Annotated in this window: 16 protein-coding genes; 7 read left to right on the top strand and 9 right to left on the bottom strand. The window is 71.8% G+C overall.

Features of this window, described 5'->3' with window-relative positions; all coding sequences use genetic code 11:
* Nucleotides 1–9 precede the first annotated feature (9 nt).
* On the bottom strand, nt 10–675 hold the full coding sequence (locus RM788_RS30425; RefSeq protein ID WP_315921436.1) for a peroxiredoxin-like family protein: 666 nt from the start codon (nt 673–675) through the stop codon (nt 10–12).
* 92 nt (nt 676–767) lie between these two features.
* Between RM788_RS30425 and RM788_RS30420 the strand changes: the two genes are divergently transcribed.
* Nucleotides 768–1373, top strand: a complete 606-nt coding sequence (locus RM788_RS30420; protein ID WP_315921434.1) for a TetR/AcrR family transcriptional regulator — start codon at nt 768–770, stop codon at nt 1371–1373.
* A gap of 32 nt (nt 1374–1405) precedes the next feature.
* Here the strand turns inward: RM788_RS30420 and RM788_RS30415 are convergent, their stop codons facing one another.
* Nucleotides 1406–1876 (bottom strand): MarR family winged helix-turn-helix transcriptional regulator, encoded by a 471-nt coding sequence (locus RM788_RS30415; protein WP_315921432.1) that lies wholly within the window; start codon nt 1874–1876, stop codon nt 1406–1408.
* Between the two features lie 57 nt (nt 1877–1933).
* Between RM788_RS30415 and RM788_RS30410 the strand changes: the two genes are divergently transcribed.
* Nucleotides 1934–2800 carry an NmrA/HSCARG family protein gene (locus RM788_RS30410; protein ID WP_315921430.1) on the top strand — a complete coding sequence of 289 codons (867 nt, stop codon included), beginning with the start codon at nt 1934–1936 and terminating at the stop codon, nt 2798–2800.
* Nucleotides 2801–2827: 27 nt separating this feature from the next.
* Here RM788_RS30410 and nudC read toward each other — a convergent pair whose 3' ends face one another.
* From nudC to RM788_RS30390, 4 genes are read right to left on the bottom strand one after another with little or no spacing between them, the layout of a single operon-like run.
* Nucleotides 2828–3796: an NAD(+) diphosphatase gene (nudC, locus tag RM788_RS30405; protein WP_315921428.1), complete on the bottom strand. Its 969-nt coding sequence runs from the start codon at nt 3794–3796 to the stop codon at nt 2828–2830.
* Nucleotides 3793–5214 carry a M16 family metallopeptidase gene (locus tag RM788_RS30400; protein ID WP_315921426.1) on the bottom strand — a complete coding sequence of 474 codons (1422 nt, stop codon included), beginning with the start codon at nt 5212–5214 and terminating at the stop codon, nt 3793–3795. The genes nudC and RM788_RS30400 overlap by 4 nt, the downstream gene beginning before the upstream one ends.
* Nucleotides 5211–6500, bottom strand: a complete 1290-nt coding sequence (locus RM788_RS30395) for a M16 family metallopeptidase (RefSeq protein ID WP_315921424.1) — start codon at nt 6498–6500, stop codon at nt 5211–5213. Before RM788_RS30395 ends, RM788_RS30400 begins: the two co-directional genes overlap by 4 nt.
* Nucleotides 6501–6509: 9 nt before the next feature.
* A complete protein-coding gene (locus RM788_RS30390; protein ID WP_315921421.1) occupies nt 6510–8186 on the bottom strand; it encodes a DUF2207 domain-containing protein in 1677 nt (558 codons plus the stop codon).
* A gap of 137 nt (nt 8187–8323) precedes the next feature.
* On the opposite strand from RM788_RS30390, the gene RM788_RS30385 reads away from it, so the two are divergent.
* Together RM788_RS30385 and RM788_RS30380 are read left to right on the top strand one after the other, a co-directional pair.
* Nucleotides 8324–9535: a neutral zinc metallopeptidase gene (locus RM788_RS30385; RefSeq protein WP_315921419.1), complete on the top strand. Its 1212-nt coding sequence runs from the start codon at nt 8324–8326 to the stop codon at nt 9533–9535.
* 109 nt (nt 9536–9644) lie between these two features.
* Nucleotides 9645–11132: a neutral zinc metallopeptidase gene (locus RM788_RS30380; RefSeq protein ID WP_315921417.1), complete on the top strand. Its 1488-nt coding sequence runs from the start codon at nt 9645–9647 to the stop codon at nt 11130–11132.
* Nucleotides 11133–11629: 497 nt separating this feature from the next.
* Here RM788_RS30380 and RM788_RS30375 read toward each other — a convergent pair whose 3' ends face one another.
* Nucleotides 11630–12085, bottom strand: coding sequence for a hypothetical protein (locus RM788_RS30375; protein WP_315921415.1), 456 nt, complete (start codon nt 12083–12085; stop codon nt 11630–11632).
* A 117-nt stretch (nt 12086–12202) separates the two neighbouring features.
* On the opposite strand from RM788_RS30375, the gene RM788_RS30370 reads away from it, so the two are divergent.
* Nucleotides 12203–12880: a response regulator transcription factor gene (locus RM788_RS30370; RefSeq protein WP_315921413.1), complete on the top strand. Its 678-nt coding sequence runs from the start codon at nt 12203–12205 to the stop codon at nt 12878–12880.
* Entirely contained in the window at nt 12877–14223 is a 1347-nt protein-coding gene (locus RM788_RS30365; protein WP_315921411.1) for a sensor histidine kinase, read from the top strand. The genes RM788_RS30370 and RM788_RS30365 overlap by 4 nt, the downstream gene beginning before the upstream one ends.
* Before the next feature lie 338 nt (nt 14224–14561).
* Here the strand turns inward: RM788_RS30365 and RM788_RS30360 are convergent, their stop codons facing one another.
* Together RM788_RS30360 and RM788_RS30355 are read right to left on the bottom strand one after the other, a co-directional pair.
* Nucleotides 14562–15629 (bottom strand): potassium channel family protein, encoded by a 1068-nt coding sequence (locus tag RM788_RS30360; protein WP_315921409.1) that lies wholly within the window; start codon nt 15627–15629, stop codon nt 14562–14564.
* Nucleotides 15626–17041, bottom strand: a complete 1416-nt coding sequence (locus tag RM788_RS30355; protein ID WP_315921407.1) for a M20/M25/M40 family metallo-hydrolase — start codon at nt 17039–17041, stop codon at nt 15626–15628. The genes RM788_RS30360 and RM788_RS30355 overlap by 4 nt, the downstream gene beginning before the upstream one ends.
* Nucleotides 17042–17099: 58 nt before the next feature.
* Here RM788_RS30355 and RM788_RS30350 point away from each other — a divergent pair, with 58 nt between their 5' ends.
* Nucleotides 17100–17480 carry a DoxX family protein gene (locus RM788_RS30350; RefSeq protein WP_315921405.1) on the top strand — a complete coding sequence of 127 codons (381 nt, stop codon included), beginning with the start codon at nt 17100–17102 and terminating at the stop codon, nt 17478–17480.
* Nucleotides 17481–17553 lie beyond the last annotated feature (73 nt).

The following is a 17553-nucleotide window of genomic DNA, read 5'->3' as shown; positions in this document are numbered from 1 at the left end:
TCCACCGCGTCAAAGAGCCGCCACGGCGTCGAGGATCGCCCGCGGTTCGCTGCGCGTGGTGTAGTCGGGGTGGACGTCGATCCAGCGGATCACACCGCCCGCGTCCACGACGACCGCGGTCGGCATCGGCAGCGCGTCGGTGCCGTCGCCGTTGCCCGCGGCCACGTCGACGCCGAGCGAGAGCGCCGCGTCCCGGACCGCGGGGTCGCGGCGCGGGCTGAGGATGCCGAGCGCGGCGGCGATCCCGTTGCCGGGGTCGGACAGCACCGTGAAGGTGAGGTCGTTGGCCTCGGCCATCGACAGCGATCCGTCGGGCTTCTGCGGGTTGACGGCGATCAGCCCGACCCCGCGTTCCGCCAGTTCGGGCACGAGCTGGTCCTGGTAGGTGCGCAGGGCCAGGTTGCAGTACGGGCACCAGGCGCCCCGGTAGAAGACCACGACCGCGGGCCCGCCTCCCCTGGCGTGGTCGAGCGTGGTCGGTTCGCCGTGGACGTCGAGCAGGGCTCCGTCCGGCATCGCGACACCCGGTCCGACGGCTTCGGCGGGTGCCCCCAACGCGGCGAAAGCCGCCTGTTCGGCGGCGAAGGCGGTCAAGACCCCGGCCGGGAGCCGGGTGGGCAGGGTCGCCTGGAGGGCACCGACCTGCTCGGCGATCGTGGACTTGGTGCTTGTCACGGGCTACCCCTTCATCGTTTTGGAGTGATTACTCCACTCTGTCGGCGAACTTTTGGAGTGTCAACTCCAGAAATGGGCGTAGGGTCTTCGGCATGACCGAGGTGCGGCTGACGCGGAAGGGGCGGGCGACCCGCGACCGGATCGTCGCCACCGCGTCGGAACTGATGTTCGAGCGCGGGGTCGCGGGGACCAGCACCGACGACGTGCGCGCCGCGGCGGGCGTCAGCACCTCGCAGATCTACCACTACTTCAGCGACAAGCGGACGCTCGTGCTGGCCGTCATCGCGCACCAGACCGAGGCCGTGCTGACCGCCCAGGAACCCCTGCTGTCCACCCTGGACAGCCTGGAGGCGCTGCGGGCGTGGCGGGACTTCCTGGTCGCGCTCCAGCGGGGCTACGACTGCCGCGGCGGATGCCCCATCGGATCGCTCGGCAGCGAACTGGCCGACGTGGACGACGAGGCGCGGCAGGCCGTCGCGACCGGGTACACCCGATGGGAGGGGAGCATCCGCGCCGGGCTGCACGCCATGCGCGACCGGGGCGACCTCCGTCCCGACGCCGACCCGGATCGGCTGGCACTCGCCACGCTGACCGCCTTGCAGGGTGGCCTGCTGCTGACCCAGATCCGCCGCGACACCGCCGCACTGGAGGCGGCGCTGGATTCGATGATCGACCACATCGAGTCGTTCGCGACCTAGGACCCCGCCGACAGGGGTCAGCGGTCGCCGCGTCAGTCGGCGGCGAAGCGTTGGGCGTCCCAGCGGTTGTGGGCTTCGAGGAGTTTGCGTCCGATCCGTTTGAGGTCGGCCACGTCGCGGTCGTTCAGGTGGTCCGAGAACGCGGCGGCGACCGTGTCCCGGTAGGCGGCGGCCGTGGTCTGCTCCAGCACCCGCCTACCCTCTGCGGTCAGCACGGCGAACACGAGCCGTCGGTTGTCCGCCGACTGCTCGCGGGCGACCCAGCCGCGCTTCACCAGGCGTTCGACCAGCCTGGTCCCCCCGCTGGGGCTCACCGACAGGTAGTCCGAGAGGTCGAGCATGCGGAGTCTGCCGCCGTTCATCTTCAGCCGGTACAGCGCCGAGTGCTCCAGCAGCGAGCAGCCGGCGACGGCCTCCATGCGTTCGCTCATCGCCGCCTGCGCGGCCTCCACCCCCTGGTGCGCGTACAGCCAGGCCAGCAGGGCGTCACTCGGCTCGTCCACCACGCCAGCCTAGCAATTCGTTTGACACCGGGATATTTTCAGCGTCAAACTTTGCGCATGACAACGTTGATCACGGGTGCCACCGGCGCCCAGGGTGGTGCCGTCGCCCGTCTGCTCCTCGACCGGGGTGACCGCGTCCGCGCGCTCACCCGTCGTCCCGACAGCCCTGCCGCCGAACGGCTGCGCGCGGCGGGCGCCGAGGTGGTCGGTGGTGACTTCGACGACCCGGCGTCGCTCAAGGCCGCCGTGGACGGTGCGACTTCGGTGTTCGCGGTGTCGACGCCGTTCGGGACGGACGTGGAAACCGAAGTGCGGCAAGGGATCGCGCTCGTCGACGCGGCGCGCGACGTCGGGCACGTGGTGTTCACCTCGGCCGCGAACGCCGACCGGGGCACGGGCATCCCGCACTTCGACAGCAAGCAGCGGATCGAGGAGCACCTGCGGGGCAGCGGAGTGCGGTGGACGGTCCTGGGGCCCGCCGCGTTCGTCGACGACAAGTTCGGCGAGTGGTCGCTGAGCGGGTTGCGCGAGGGCGTGCTGGGGCTGCCGCTGCCGTCGGACCTGCCGCTGCACCTGATCACCGTGGCCGACATCGCGGCCGTGGCGGTGCTCGCGCTGGACCAGCCGGACAGGTTCGCCGGGGTTCGCCTGGACCTGGCGGGCGAGGCCCTCACCCCGGAGGGGATGGCGGAGGCGTTGAGCGCGGCGATCGGCGAGCCGATCCGGCACCGCAGGCCGCCGCTGGACGTGGTCGAGCGGTACTCACCCGACCTGGCGGCGATGTTCCGCTACTTCACCGAGCCCGGCATGGACGTCGACCTGCCCGCGCTGCGGGCCGCCCTGCCGGAGATCACCTGGCACACCTACGCCGAGTTCGTGCGCGGGCTGCCCTGGGACACCATGCTGCGAGCGGCGGTGCGGTGACCGCGAGGCGGCCACCGCACCTAGAGCTCAGGAAGCCTCGGCCCAGGAGGAGATCATCCGGTAGGCGATCGACGCTCCGGGGGCCAGCAGCAGGTCCTCGACGCTGCCCGGCTCGGCGAGCGCCTGGCGGACCAGCTCGCGGCTGACCCACTTGGCCTCGGCGATCTCGCCGTCCGCGGGCACCAGTGGTTCCGAGGGGTCCGCGACGGCGGTGAAGCCGACCATCAGCGAGCGCGGGAACGGCCACGGCTGGCTGCCGAGGTAGCGGATGGCGGTGGCGTTGACGCCGACCTCCTCCGCGATCTCCCGTGCGACGCACGCTTCCAGCGACTCGCCCGCCTCGACGAAGCCAGCGAGGACCGAGTAGCGGCCTTGCGGCCAGCCCGTTCCCCTGGCCAGCAGCACGTTCTCGCCGTTGGTGCCGACGCCGTCGTGGACCAGGCAGATGACGGCCGCGTCGGTGCGCGGGTACTCCTCGTGCGAGCACTCCGTGCAGACGCGGGCCCAGCCGGACTTGACCGACTCGGTCGGGGAGCCGCAGCGGGCGCAGAACTTGGCGTTGCGGTGCCACGCGAAGGCCGCCACCGCCGAGGTCAGCAGGCCGGCGCCGGTGTCGTCCAGCAGCGCGCCGACGGCCCGCAGGTCCAGCAGCTGCGGTTCGTCGGTCAGCTCCGGGAACTGCCACGCCCTGGCCGGACTGACCTGGACCTCGGTCTCGTCGCCGTCCAGCGGCACGCCCCAGAACGCCACGCCGTCCTGCTCGCCGAGCAGGACGGCGTCGGACGGCGGGTCGTCGCCGAACTCGAGCGCGGGCCGGTCGACCAGCCGGGAACCCCTGTCCGCCACCATGGTGCGGCCGCGCTTGTCGACGACCAGCACGCGGGACTTCGGCCACAGCGAGGCCAGCCGCTCCAGGTCCGCCCGCAGCGGCTCCCGCCGGTCCACGGTGAACCGGGAGAGAGCGGGCGGACCCGCCAGTTCGAACGGGTGGGTCACGGCAGCTCCACACCGCCCAGCGCCTTGAGCTGCGGGGCCAGCTTCTCCGCGTCGCCGACGAGCACGCCGGTGAACGCGGTGGGGGCGAAGAACTCCAGCGCGGCGGCGGCGACCTCCTCGACGGTGACCTTCTCCAGCCGCTCGGGGTGCGCCACGAACCAGTCGAGGTCCAGGCCCAGACCGGCGAGGCTCACCAGGAACGAGGCCAGGCCGCCCTGCGACGAGGTCGCGGTCAGCAGCGAGCCGATGGCGTACCGGCGGGCGACCTCCACCTCGTCCTCGGACGGCGGGACCAGGCCGAGGCGGGCCAGCTCGTAGCGGGTCTCCAGCAGCGCCGCCGCCGTGACGTCGCTCGCGGTGTCCGCGTCGATCATCAGGGTGGCGCCGTGCGGGGTGAACTCCGGGTGCGAGCGGGCGCTGTAGGTGTAGCCCTTGTCCTCGCGGATGTTCTCCACGAGGCGGGAGGAGAAGAAGCCGCCGTAGACCAGGTTCGCGAGCTGGAGCGCCGGGTACCGCGGGTCGGTGCGCTCCAGCGCGCGGGCCGCCAGCCGGATCTGCGACTGCACGGCGCCGGGGCGGTGCACCAGCACGACGTTCCCCGGCTTGACCTCGGGCAGCGGGCCGATCGTGACCGCGGTGCCCTCGCCGGTCCACGAGCCGAGCACGGACTCGACCGTCCCGACGATGGTGTCCGGGTCGATGTCGCCGACCAGCACGAGCACGGACCCCTTGGGCAGCACTGCCCTGGCGTGCAGCGCGACGACGTCCTCGCGGGACACCCGCGCGACCTCGTCGGCCTCCGGCATCTCCTTGGCGAACGGGTGGTCGCCGTAGAGGTGCTTCTGGAGGGCTTCACGGGCGATCACGTTCGGCTGCGACCTGGCCAGCGCGATCCGCTCCACCAGGCGGTCGCGTTCGCGGTCCACCTCGTCGGCCGGGTAGGTGGCGCCGGTCAGCACGTCGCGGACGACGTCGAGCACGGTGCCCAGGCCCGCGGCCAGGACGCTGCCGGAGATGCTCAGGCGTTCGGGGTCGACGACCGCGTCGAGTTCCGAGCCGACCAGCGCCAGCTCGGTGTCGATCGCGATCCGGTCGCGGGTCGCGGTGCCGGTGAGGATGGTGTTCGCCAGCACCTCGCCCCGCGCCGAGTGCTGCGAACCGGTGCTGGAGGTCGCCGGGTCGGCGAACGGGACGCGCAGCCGGACCTCGACCATCGGCACGGACGCGCGGCGGACCGCGATCACCCGCAGGCCGTTGGAGATCGTCGTGTCGACCGTGGACAGGTCGGCGGGCGCGCGCTGCTCGCTCAGCTCCGGGAGTGGACGGGGCCCCTGCTCCGTGCGGCCGATCTCTTCGGCACTGCGGGGCTTTGCCGAAGACTTGCTCGCAGAGTCGAGCGTCGGAGTCTGGGTGGTCACTCGGTACCTCCGGCGTTCGCGGGGTTGACGATGAGGACGGCGCGCGAGTCGGGGCGGAGCGCCTTCGCGGCGGCGGAGACCTCGTCGACGGTCACCGCGGCGATGCGCTCGGGCAGCTCGTGGATCAGCTCGGCGCGGCCGAACAGCAGCTCCGCGGAGCCGAGGCCCAGGGTGCGGTTGGTCAGCCGGTCGTGCTCGCGGTGCATGGTGGACGCCCAGCGCGCGGTGACCTTGGCCAGTTCCTCGGCCGTCGGCGGCTGCTCGGCCAGGAGCTGGAGCTCCTCGTCCAGCGCCGCGATGACCCGCTCGACCGGCACGTCCGGCGCGTGGATCGCGGTGATCGTGAAGCTGTCCGGGTCGCGCGCCTCGAGCGGTCCGAAGAGGCCGCAGCCGGCGTTGATGTCCGTGACGATCGCGTCGCGGTGCACCAGCCGCTGCTGGAGGCGGGAGCCGTCGCCGTCGGTCAGCACGCCCGCCAGCACCAGGTAGGCCAGGTAGGCGTCCAGTTCGGTCACCGGGTCGGGGACGCGGTAGCCGATGGCGACCGCGGGGAACGGGGCGTGCGCGTCGGTGTGCTCGGAGCGGATCTCGCCCTTGGGGGCGTCCTCGGCGAACGACGGGCGCTCCGGCACGGTGCGCGCGGGCACGTCGCCGAAGTGCTTGCCGACCAGCTCGGTCGCGTTCTCGACGGTGAAGTCGCCCGCGACGGTCAGCACGGCGTTGCCCGGCGCGTAGTAGGTGTCGAAGAAGGCCGCGCAGTCCTCGACGGTCGCGTTCTCCAGGTCGGTGAAGTCGCCGTAGCCGTTGTGGGCGTTCGGGAAGGTCTTGAACAGCACCGGCGGCAGCAGGATCCAGGGGAACCCGCCGTACGGCCTGTTCAGCACGTTGAGGCGGATCTCCTCCTTCACCACGTCGATCTGGTTGTTGAGGTTCTCCTGGGTGATCTTCGGGGCGCGCATCCGGTCCGCCTCGAGGAACAGCGCGCGCTCCAGTGCCGCCGAGGGCAGCACCTCGTAGTAGTCGGTGTAGTCGGGGTGCGTCGACCCGTTGAACGTGCCGCCCGAGGACTGCACGTGCCGGAAGTGGGCGAGCTTCTCGAGGCTTTCGCTGCCCTGGAACATCAGGTGTTCGAACAGGTGCGCGAAGCCGGTGCGCCCTTCGGGCTCGGACCGGAAGCCGACGTCGTAGTGCACGCTCACGCCGACCACCGGGGCACTCGTATCGGGGGCGAGCACCACCCGCAGTCCGTTGGGAAGCGTGAACCTGTGCAGTTCGGGTAGCGCCATGAAAGCAGCCTACGGCTTCTGGCCCCGGAGCGATCGGAGGTGCCCCGCCTGGGCGAGCACGCCGTCGAGCGCGCCGAGGAACGCCGGGAAGTGCCGGGCGAACCGGCCGAGGTCGGCGCTGCTCTCGGCCTCGCCGAACCAGTACAGCCCCGGCGTGCCGCCCGCGCCCGACTTCAGCGGGGCGAACGTGCCGAGCCAGCGGTCGGTGGCGCCGAGGACCACGGCGTAGGGCAGCGACCGGGAGAAGACCATCTCGCGGTCGGCCTCGGGGATGTCGTCGGGCGAGACCGAGTGCAGGTAGCCGCGCAGGCCGCGGACGTGTTCGAGCAGCGCGCTGCCCCGCTTGGTGCGGGCGGGCATCGAGCGGGCGCCGAACGTGAGGGCGAGGCCCGCGACCACGACGACCAGGCCGAGCAGCGCGGCGCCGCCGCTCAGGGCCAGCCCGACGGTGAGGGCGACGCCTGCTACGGCCAGCGCGATCCCGTAGAGGTACCAGCGGCCGCGGACGGAGTCCGGGCGGCGGGTGAACCAGTTCTTGTCGACGACGTCGGTGTAGAGGCGGTCGCGCACCTCGGCCAGGTCGATCCGGCGGGAGCGCAACTCCGACAGCAGGACCGCGTCGGTGCCCTCGGGCAGCAGCACCTCGCAGACGGCCCGCTCGTAGCCCGACAGCGAGTCGTCGAGCGGGTTGCGCCGGACCAGCCGCCAGTCCAGCACCCCGCCGTCGGAGCCGACCTCGGAGATCCACAGGTAGTTGCGCACGGCGAGGTCGATCACGGTCGCGGTCACGTCCACCACGTCGACGTGCTCGTCGACCACCGTGCCGACCTGGCCGGGCAGCACGCCGTCCGGCGAGGCGAACGCGACACCGCCGTCGGAGCCCGCGACCAGCACGTCGACCGGGCCGACGTCGGCGGCCAGCGCGCGGGCGTCGCGGCCGCGCAGGAACCAGAGCAGCGTGAACCCGCCGACCAGCGCGACCACCAGGATCGCGAGGCCGAGCGCGCTGGCCGGGGTGAGCGCGAACGCGGCGGCCAGTCCGCCGCTCTCCACGACCACGGCGTTCGCGGGCGCGGCGCCGTCCTGGAGGCCGATCGCGATGTCGACCCGGTCGCCCGCGGCCAGCGAGATCTCCTTCGCGCGCACGCCGCGGCCGTCGCCGAGTTCGGACGTCGTGCATGGCGAAGAAGTGCCAGGAGGACCCGCCAGGCAGGTCACCGAACGGGGTGCGTCGGGTGAGATGACCGAGATGGAGACCGAGTCGAGGGTGGTGTCCCAGCCGCTCGCCGGTTGCCAGCGCAACTCCAAAGCATCGCCGATTTGAGCGACCGCGCCCGTCAGCACGTAGTGCACAGTGGAGGTGCCGGAGTTCAACGAGACGGTGAACTCCTCGGCGTTCGCGGACGCCGAGCCCGAGCCCTCGACGGAGGCGTCATTGATCTCGAACACCCGGTCGCGGTTGTCGCCGACGGCGATCCGCAGGGGCACGGAACGGTGGACCGACCTGCCCTCGGGCACGGTCACCACCTCGGTGACGGTCACCTTGCCGTCGCGTTCCAACTTGAGCCGCACATCGGTGCCCACGGCACCGGGGAGCGGCTGCTGGCTGGGCTGGGCGAACGCCGGTCCCGCAAAACCGCACAGCGCGATCGCGCCCATGATCGCCATTCCCCAGTTTTTCAACACGGCCGCGGACAATAGCGGAGTCCGCCTATGCTCTTGTGCTGATTCGGGTAGAAGCGATAACGGGGGAAACTCGACCAATGACGCAACCACCACCGCCGGGTGGCTGGCCGCCACCGCGACCGGTCGGGCCTCCGCCCGTGCCTGCGCCATTGCACCCCCAGCAGCCGGTCGCGGGCCAGGGGCCGCCGCCCCCGCCGTGGCACAACCAGCCGCAGCCCCCGCGGGGGATGCCGCCGATGCCGCCGCCCCGCCCGGTCATGCCTCCGCCGGTCGCCGCCCCCTGGGGTCAACAGCAGCCCTTCTACCCGCAGCGACAGCAGCAGCCGTTCCCCCCGCCGCAGCAGTGGGGTCCTCCCCAGTACGGCGCCTACCCCCCGCCCCGCAGGAACAACGGCCCGCTCGTCGCGGGCGTCCTGTTCGCGGTGGCCATCCTCGGGATCGCGATCATCGGGGTCGTCGCGGCCACCGGCACGCCGAAGCGGGCCAGCGACTCGGGCTACTCCGGCTACTCGACCTACAGCTACACCGCCCCCACGACGACCACGACCACCGCCGCGACGACGACCAGCCCGCGCGCCTCCACCAGCCGTTCCGCCCCGTCGGCCACCTCGTCCAAGTCCGCCGGGCCGAAGGCGGTCATCAAGCTCGGTGACAACCCGATCCACAACGCGGGCCTCGGCGCGTTCGACATCGACGGCTGCCCGCTGCCCGGCATGGACTACTCGCCCTCGGGCCAGGAGGTCTTCCTGCGGGCCGCGCTGCCGTGCGTCGAGGCGATGTGGAAGCCGTCGTTCACCAAGACCAACCTGCCCTACCAGCCGGTCGAGCTGGTCATCGTCACCACGACGATCACCAACCCGTGCGGCTCGATGGGCCCGGACCGGACCGCCATGTACTGCGACGGGACGATCTACTGGACCGCGAACTACTACGCCGGTGAGCAGGGCACGAACAACCCGAACCACCCCGGCAAGTACCTCGGGCAGCTCGCCCACGAGTACGGCCACCACATCCAGTGGCTGTCCGGCGTCCTGCGCGCCTCCGGGGAGGCCCAGTACGACAAGGGCGGCTGGGACACCCCGGCGGGCCTCGACCTCAACCGGCGCAAGGAGCTCCAGGCCACCTGCTTCGGCGGCATGTCCCTCGCACCCCTCTCGCACGGCGCCATCCCCGGCGACGTGATCGACGTGGCGCTGCGGGACGCGAGCACCAGGGGTGACTACCCGATATACCCCAACCGCGACCACGGGGCCCCCGAGCGCAACGCCGCCTGGGTCAACCGCGGCTTCACGACCAACCAGACCAGCGCGTGCAACACGTGGGTGTCGGACGCCGAAAGCGTCGGCTGAACCGATTGCAAGGGCGTGTCCGCACCACTCGGGCGACCGGGGACGTACGGTGTCGGGGCTGTTGGTCGCGGGGATGTGACGGGGGCGGGTTTTGGTCGCTGAGGAGCCGGTGGACGCCGCGGGTGCGGTGTCGGGGGATTCGGCGGCTGGTGCGGACGGTTCCGCAGGCGGGATCGACGCTGGTCAGGGTGTCGTGGAGAGTGCCGACGCGACCGTGGTCGTGAAGCCGGTGGACGTGCGGCCGGTGGACGTGTCCGCCGAGCCGGTTCCGGCCGCCGCCGATGCGACGGTGGTCGTGCGGCCGGTGCGCGTGTTCGAGGCTTCCGCCGACGCCACGGTCGTCGTGCGACCGGTCCGGGTGTTCGAGGCCTCCGCCGACGCCACCGTCGTCGTGCGACCGGTCGGGGACGTCCCGGCTGTGGAGGACGCGACCGCGATCGTGCCACCGGTCGAGGACGTTCCGGCTGTCGAGGACGTCCTGGCCCCCGCTCCGGACGGCACCGCGATCGTGCGCCCGGTCCAGGCGCCCGACGACGCCGACGCGGTCGGATGGCCCGCCGAGCCCCTGCCCACCGAGCCCCCGAGCGCGCCCGAGCGCCCGTTCGACGACGCCGAGACCATCGTGTTCGCGGGCGTCCTGGACACCTCCGACCTGGACCCGGACCCGACCCCCGACGTGGTCGTGCCCACCCAGGCCAGGCGCTCGCCCAAGTCCAGGAACAACCCCGTCATGCTGGTCGGCGTCCTCACCATGGTCGTCTGCTCCGTACTCGGCCTGGCCCTGATCAGCCGCATGGACAACCCCACCCCGGTCCCCGGCAGGCCCGTCGCCGCCCCTCTGGCCCTCACCAAACCGACCGGCACCGAACCCGCCCGCCCTCGCGCCGTCCAACGCCTCGAAGACCACCCACTGCTGGTCAAGGCCGTTCCACTGCCCGAACTCACCTGCGACCTGCCCAAGTTCGGCACCACCGACGACCAGCTGGCCGCCTACTACACCGCAGGCGTCCTGTGCCTCGACCAGGCCTGGGGCCCCGTCCTCAAGGCTGAAAACCTCCCGTTCGAACCACCCCAACTCGACGCCTCCCCCGAACTCGCGAACGGCCCGTGCGGCGCCGCGCCGGCCTCCGAAGACGCCGTCGCCTACTACTGCGGCCGCAACCGCATGATCTACATGCCCACCGGCAGGCTCCGCGAGAACGGCGGCGGCGACCGCCCCGCCACCCACCTCGCCACCCTCGCCCACGAGTACGGCCACCACGTCCAGGCCATGACCGGCATCCTCAGGGCAGCCGACCTGAAGATCGTCAACGCCGGCGAGAAGACCCCGGCGGGCCTCGAGATGTCCCGCCGCATCGAACTCCAGGCGAACTGCTTCGCGGGCATGTTCCTCCGCGCGGCGGGCGGCAAGGGCTCCATCAACTCCGAACTCGCCAACCGCGCCGAGGAGGACTTCCAGTACGCGATGGAGGAAGCCCCCGACAAGAACGCCCACGGCAGCCCCGCCAACCAGGGGATCTGGGCGTCGAACGGCTACGAGTCCAACAGCACCGCCACCTGCAACACCTACGCCGCACCAGCCGACCAGGTCAGCTGACAGCCCCCACCAGGCCTCGTCCGGCGCAGCCCGGATGCCTCGTCGGCACAGCCGATTCTTGATCCGGCGAAGCTCGGATGCTTGGTCCGGCGAAGCTCGGATGCCTTGTCCGTCGCGGAGCGTCGGATACCCAAGGACCAAAGCCCAAAGCCAGGCCCTGTCGGGCGGAGCCCGATGCCCGAGTCAGGCGAAGCCTGATGCCGGCGCAGCCAGACCTACCCCTGCACCCGATCCAAAGCCATCTCTATGCTCACCCCATCTTGTCAAGGCATCTTTCCCGCCTTGACAAGATGGGGTGAGCATAGAACACTCGGCGACCGGGTAAAGCCGCCCAAACCCCAACCCACACCAAGACCCCGAGTTATCCACACCCACCCCACCCATCCACAGGCAAGATCCACATCACCCCACCACACCCCCACCCCCGGTAAACTGGCCAAAGGGCCAGCCCCCCTGGGAGTGGCGGGGGATGTCCGGGACACAACGGCATTCAATCCTCAAGAAATCCCCGAAAAAGCCCCCCGCAACCCCAAAACCGGCCTCCTGATCAAATACGCGTAAAACCCCCCGGCCAATCCGCTCAAACACAACATCAACGTCGTCAACCTCGCCCCCAACGGCACCGCATCGGACACCGCCCCAGCGGTCTGCACCGTCAACTCCCCCGACGTGTCCACCGGCAGCAGCACCTCGACGACCTCAGCCTGCCGATGCCCGCACCCGTCCAGCTTGGCCTTCCGCACCTGGTCGTCGACCTTCACCTCGACCTCGTCCAGCGCACTCCCGCCTGCGCCGCACGAAGCAGGCCGGGTCACCGTCGCGGAGGCGCGTTGCAGGGTCGTGGTGCCCATGCCGATGAGCGGCCACCACAGGGCGACCGCTGTTCCGAGACCCACCAGTGCGATCACCAGCAGGACCAGACCCCACGTCACCGGGCTCCGTCTGACCGCCACGCGGAGGATCGTCGCAGACCGGCCGGTGCCTGGTAACCCCGCCCGTGGATTGATGATCAACTGAGCGGAAGCTGGAGGCGGTGGGCCGCTCACGCCGCGTGGCCCCAGAATGGGCGGGTGTCTACTGCCGCCAGGGTGCTGGTCATCGAGGACGCCGAGGCCATCGGCGCCGCCGTGGGGTCCGCGCTGCGCGACGCCGGGTACCAGGTGCAGGTGCGACCGGACGGTCGTGAGCTGGAGAACGACCTCGGGCGGTTCCGGCCGGACCTGGTGGTGCTGGACGTGATGCTGCCGGGGCGGGACGGGTTCGCGCTGCTGGAGGTCGTGCGGCGGTCGAGCGGGGCCGGGGTGGTGATGCTGACGGCGCGCGACGGCGTGGCCGACCGGCTGCGGGGGCTGGACCGGGGCGCGGACGACTACCTGGTGAAGCCCTTCGTGCTGGCCGAACTCGTGGCCAGGGTGAGCGCGGTGCTGCGTAGGCTGGGTCGTACGCCGTCGACCGTGCAGATCGGCGACCTCGTGGTGGACGCCGACTCCGGTGTGGTGCTGCGCGGTTCCGAACCGGTCGACCTGACGGCGACGGAACTGCGGCTGCTCCGCTACCTGGCGGCGCAGCGGGGCCGCGTCGTCGGCAAGACCCAGATCCTCACGGCCGTGTGGGGCTACGAGGACTACGACCCGAACCTGGTCGAGGTGCACGTGAGCGCGCTGCGTCGCAAGCTCGAGGAGAACGGCCCCAGGCTGCTGCACACCGTGCGCGGCCTGGGTTACGTGCTGCGGGCCGACGAACCGTGAGCAGGCTGCACACGGTCTCCCTGCGCCGGCGGGTCACCCTGTCGGTGGTGATCGTGCTGTTCGGCGTGATGGTGACGCTGGTGTTCGTCGTCGACGCGCTGTTCGCGTCGCAGTCGAGCCGCGACGTCGAGACCGTCCTGCTGGACCGGGCGCGGACCGCGCAGCAGCTGGTGAAGACGCAGAAGATCTCGGGCAACGCGCTGGTGCACAAGGTCGACGGCCGCGGTGTGCAGGTGCTGCTGACGATGCAGGACGGCACGACGTTCGGCACCCGTCCCGATGACGACGACCGGTTCAAGTCCGTCGTCCGCGCCCTGCCGGACGGGGCGACGATGACGTTCTACGGCGACACGTCGGTGCTGTCCGCGGCCCAGATCCGGTTGCGGAACCTGCTGGTGGCCGTCGGGCTCGGCGCGCTGGCGGTCACGGCGGGCGCGCTGGTGTTCGTGGTGCAGCGGGCGCTGGCGCCGCTGGACGCGATGACCACGCTCGCCCGCTCGATCAGCGGCGGCGACCGCGGCCGCAGGCTGAACCCGTTGCGCACCAACAACGAGCTGGGGCGGACCGCGGCGGCGTTCGACGACATGCTGGACTCGCTGGAGGGCGCCGAGACGACCGCGCGGGCGTCCGAGGAGCGCACGAAGCGGTTCGTCGCCGACGCCGCGCACGAGCTGCGGACACCGCTGGCGGGCGTGCAGGCCATCGCCGAAGCGCTGATGCAGACCGGTCTCGACGAGGCGGGGGCCGAGGAGCGCGACCGGATGAACCTGCTGCTCGTGCGCGAGTCCCGCCGCGCCGGGCGCCTGGTCGACGACCTGCTGGCGCTGGCCCGCATCGACGCGGGCCTGGAACTCCAGTTGGAACGGGTGGACCTGCTCGCGCTGGCCGAGGCGGAGGTGTCGCGCAGCAGGCTGCTCGCCGCCGACCTCGACATCGAGGCCGAGGGCATCCCGGTGACCGTGCTGGGCGACCCGCAGCGGCTGGCGCAGATCCTGGTCAACCTGTCGGACAACGCCCGCCAGGCCACCGGTCCGCAGGGCAAGGTCAGGCTGCACGTCGGCGTGTTCGCGGGCCGCGCCATGCTCACCGTGAAGGACAACGGCCCCGGCGTCGCCTACCCCGACCGCGAACGCATCTTCGACCGCCTGACGCGCCTCGACGAGGCCCGCGACCGCCGCTCGGGCGGCTCCGGCCTCGGTCTCGCCATCGCCCGCGGCTTCGCCCGCGCCCACGGCGGCGACCTCGGCTGCACCACCCCGTCCCCCGGCGAACCGGGCGCGGCCTTCGTCCTCACCCTGCCCCTGAGCCCGATCACGACCAGCCGAACCCCGACACCCGCCTGATCGGACCCACCGGTTCGAACCGCCGCACCCCGGACATCCCCCGCCACTCCCAGGGGGGCTGGCCCTTCGGCCAGTTTACCGGGGGTGGGGGTCGGAGGGGGTGATGTGGATCTTGCCTGTGGATGGGCGGGGTGGGTGTGGACAACTCCGATCACGGTCACGCGGCACCGCACCAGGTCACGACTCATCCGGTCATCGTCACGCGGCGCGCTCGGTCACGACTCGTCGGATCATGGTCACGCGGCGCCGCCCACGATCACGACTCATCCGGCCCTGACCACGCAGCACCGCACCCGACCACGACTCATCCGATCCTGCTCACGCAGCACCACCCACGATCACGACTCGTCCGGCGGCGTCACCTTCTTGATGTACAGCAGCCGGTCCCCCGACTCGATCGCGTCCGCCTCCGCGGCGTCGACCCGGAACAGCCGCCCGCCCCGCACCACCCCGAGGACGATGTCCGGCAGGTGCCGCGGCGACCCCCCGATCTCCGACGGCTCGACGTCCCGTTCCGCGATCGCGAGACCGGCGTCCGGTGTGAGCAGGTCCTCGACCATGTCCACCACCGAGGGCGTCGAGGTGGCCATGCCGAGCAGCCGACCGGCCGTCTCGCTGGACACCACGACGGAGTCGGCGCCGGACTGCCGCAGCAGGTGCTCGTTCTCGCGTTCCCGCACCGAGGCCACGATCTGGGCCTTCGGCGCCAGTTCGCGCGCGGTCAGGGTCACCAGCACGGCCGTGTCGTCGCGGTTCGCGGCCACGACCACGGCGCGCGCGTTGGGCACGCCCGCGACGCGCAGCACGTCGTTGCGGGTGCCGGAGCCGTGCACGGTGACCAGGCCGATGGACGACGCGGAGTCGAGCGACTCCTGGTTGGTGTCGACCACCACGATGTGGCTGGGCGGCACGTCGTCGCCGAGCAGTGCGCTGACCGCGGAACGGCCTTTGGTCCCGTACCCGACCACGACCACGTGGTTGCGCACCTTGGTCCTCCACTTCTGAATGCGAAAGGCCTGCCGAGAGCGCTCGGTGAGGACCTCGAGGGTCGTGCCGACCAGGACGATGAGGAACAGCACCCGCAGCGGGGTGATGACCAGGACGTTGACCAGGCGGGCCGAAGAGCTGGCGGGGGCGATGTCGCCGTAGCCGGTGGTGGAGAGGGAGACCGTGGCGTAGTAGACGGCGTCCAGGAAGGACAGGCCGTCGCCGTTGACGTCGCGGTAGCCGTCGCGGTCGACGTACACGATGAGCACGGCCACGAAGAGCGCCGCGGTGGCGCCGACGACGCGCTTGATGATGGCGCGGGCAGGGCTTTCCGGCCGGTCGGGCATCCGGATGACGCCGACCAGGGAGTGGTCGGGCCTGTCGGTCAGCCGGTCGGCCGGGTTGAGCCGCCGAATCATGACAGCCTCTCGGGGAGTAGACGCCACAGGCGGGCGGCGGCTTCGGCGCCCCGCAGCAGCACGGGCAGGACCACGCGTTCGTTCGGCGCGTGGATCCGATCATCCGGCAAGGTCGCTCCGAAGTAGACGACGGGCACGCCGAGCCGTTCGTGCAGGACCCCGGCGGGTCCGGAGCCGCCCGTGCGGCTGTACCGGACGGGCTCGTCGAACGAGGCGCTCATGGCCTCGTGCACGGCCAGCGTGGCGGGGTGGGTGACGTCGGCCGCGTACGCGGGCACGCCGTCGCCGCGCACCACGACCTCGGCCCCGACCCCCTCGGGGGTGTTCGCCGCGACGAACTCGCGCAGCGCGGCCATGACCTTGGCGGGCTCTTGGTCGGGGACGAGCCGGAACGACAGCTTCACCGATGCGGACGCGGGCACGATGGTCTTCAGGCCCGGCCCGGTGTACCCGCCGCGGATGCCGTTGACCTCGGCGGTCGGCCGCACCCACACCCGTTCCAGCGTGGACCAGCCCGCCTCCCCCGTCGCCGCCTGCGCGCCGCCCGCGTTGGCCGCGAGCCACCGGGCCTCGTCGAACGGGAGCGCGGCGTAGTCGGCCCGCTCCAACTCGGTCGGCTCGACCACGTCGGCGTAGAAACCGGGCAGCAGCACCCGGCCGTCGGCGTCGTGCAGCGCCGCGACCAGGCGCGCGATGGCCGTGGCCGGGTTGGGCACCCCGCCGCCCGCGCGACCGGAGTGCACGTCGGAGGTGCCGCCGGTGAAGAACACCTCGGCGCCCAGGACGCCGCGCTGCCCGGTGTTCACGGTCGGCGCGTCGCGCGAGTACATCGGGGTGTCGGTGAACACGACGAGGTCGCAGGCCAGGTCGTCCGCGTGCCGGTCGAGCAGTTCGCCCAGGTGCGGCGACCCGGACTCCTCCTCGCCCTCGACGAACAGCTTGAGCGTGACCGCCGGTGCCGTCGCGCCGGTCGCCCGCAGGTGCGCCTGGACGGCCAGCAGGTGCATCGCGACCTGCCCCTTGTCGTCGCTGGCCCCGCGCCCGAACAGCTCCTCGCCCACGACCACGCCCTCGAACGGCGGGTGCTCCCACTCCTCCAGCGGGTCGACCGGCTGCACGTCGTGGTGGGCGTAGACCAGCACGGTCGGCGCGGCCGGGTCCTCGGCGGGCCAGCAGGCGTGCACGGCGGGCAGCGCGGGCCCCTCGTCCCACACCTCGACGTGCGGCCAGCCGTCGTGGCGCAGGGCGTCGGCGAGCCACTGCGCCGACCTGCCCACGTCGGCGTGATGGGCCGGGTCGGCGCCGATCGACGGAATGGCGATCCATTCCCGGAGGCGGGTCAGGAAGTCATCGGCGAGGGCGGCGACCGCCGCGCGCTCGGGATGTTCGGGATTCGCGGGATCAGCGGTCACGACGGGAGACAATAACCCCGTACGTGCGGCCGAACGAGGGTCGTGACAGTGTTGCGCCATGGCTTCCACCCGTTCCCGGTCGCGCTCGGCGCTCGCACTGGCCGGACTGCTCGGCGCGGCCGGCGCGACGCACTTCGCCAAGCCGCGGCCCTACGACGCGATCGTGCCCCGTGTGCTGCCCGGCAAGCCCCGGACCTGGACCTACGTGTCCGGTGTCGCGGAGATCGCGGTGGCCGCCGCGGTGGCCGCGCCGAGGACGCGCAGGCTCGGCGGGCTGCTGGCCGCGGGGCTGTTCGCGGCGGTCTTCCCGGCCAACGTGAAGATGGCCCTCGACTACCGGGACAAGGGCCCGCGCGCGAAGGCGATCGCGTGGGGACGGCTGCCCGGTCAGGTCCCCTTGATCATCTGGGCGCTGCGGGTACGCCGTTCGGCGGTATGAGACCGCTGCCACTCGGCACCGCCGGATCCGCCGCCGATGTGATCTGATCACGCTGAGCGGCGGGGAAGGCACC

This window comes from Umezawaea sp. Da 62-37, assembly GCF_032460545.1.
Taxonomy (GTDB): Bacteria; Actinomycetota; Actinomycetes; order Mycobacteriales; family Pseudonocardiaceae; genus Umezawaea.
The sequence above is the reverse complement of the archived record's forward strand: the minus strand, read 5'-3'. Positions and strand labels throughout refer to the sequence as shown.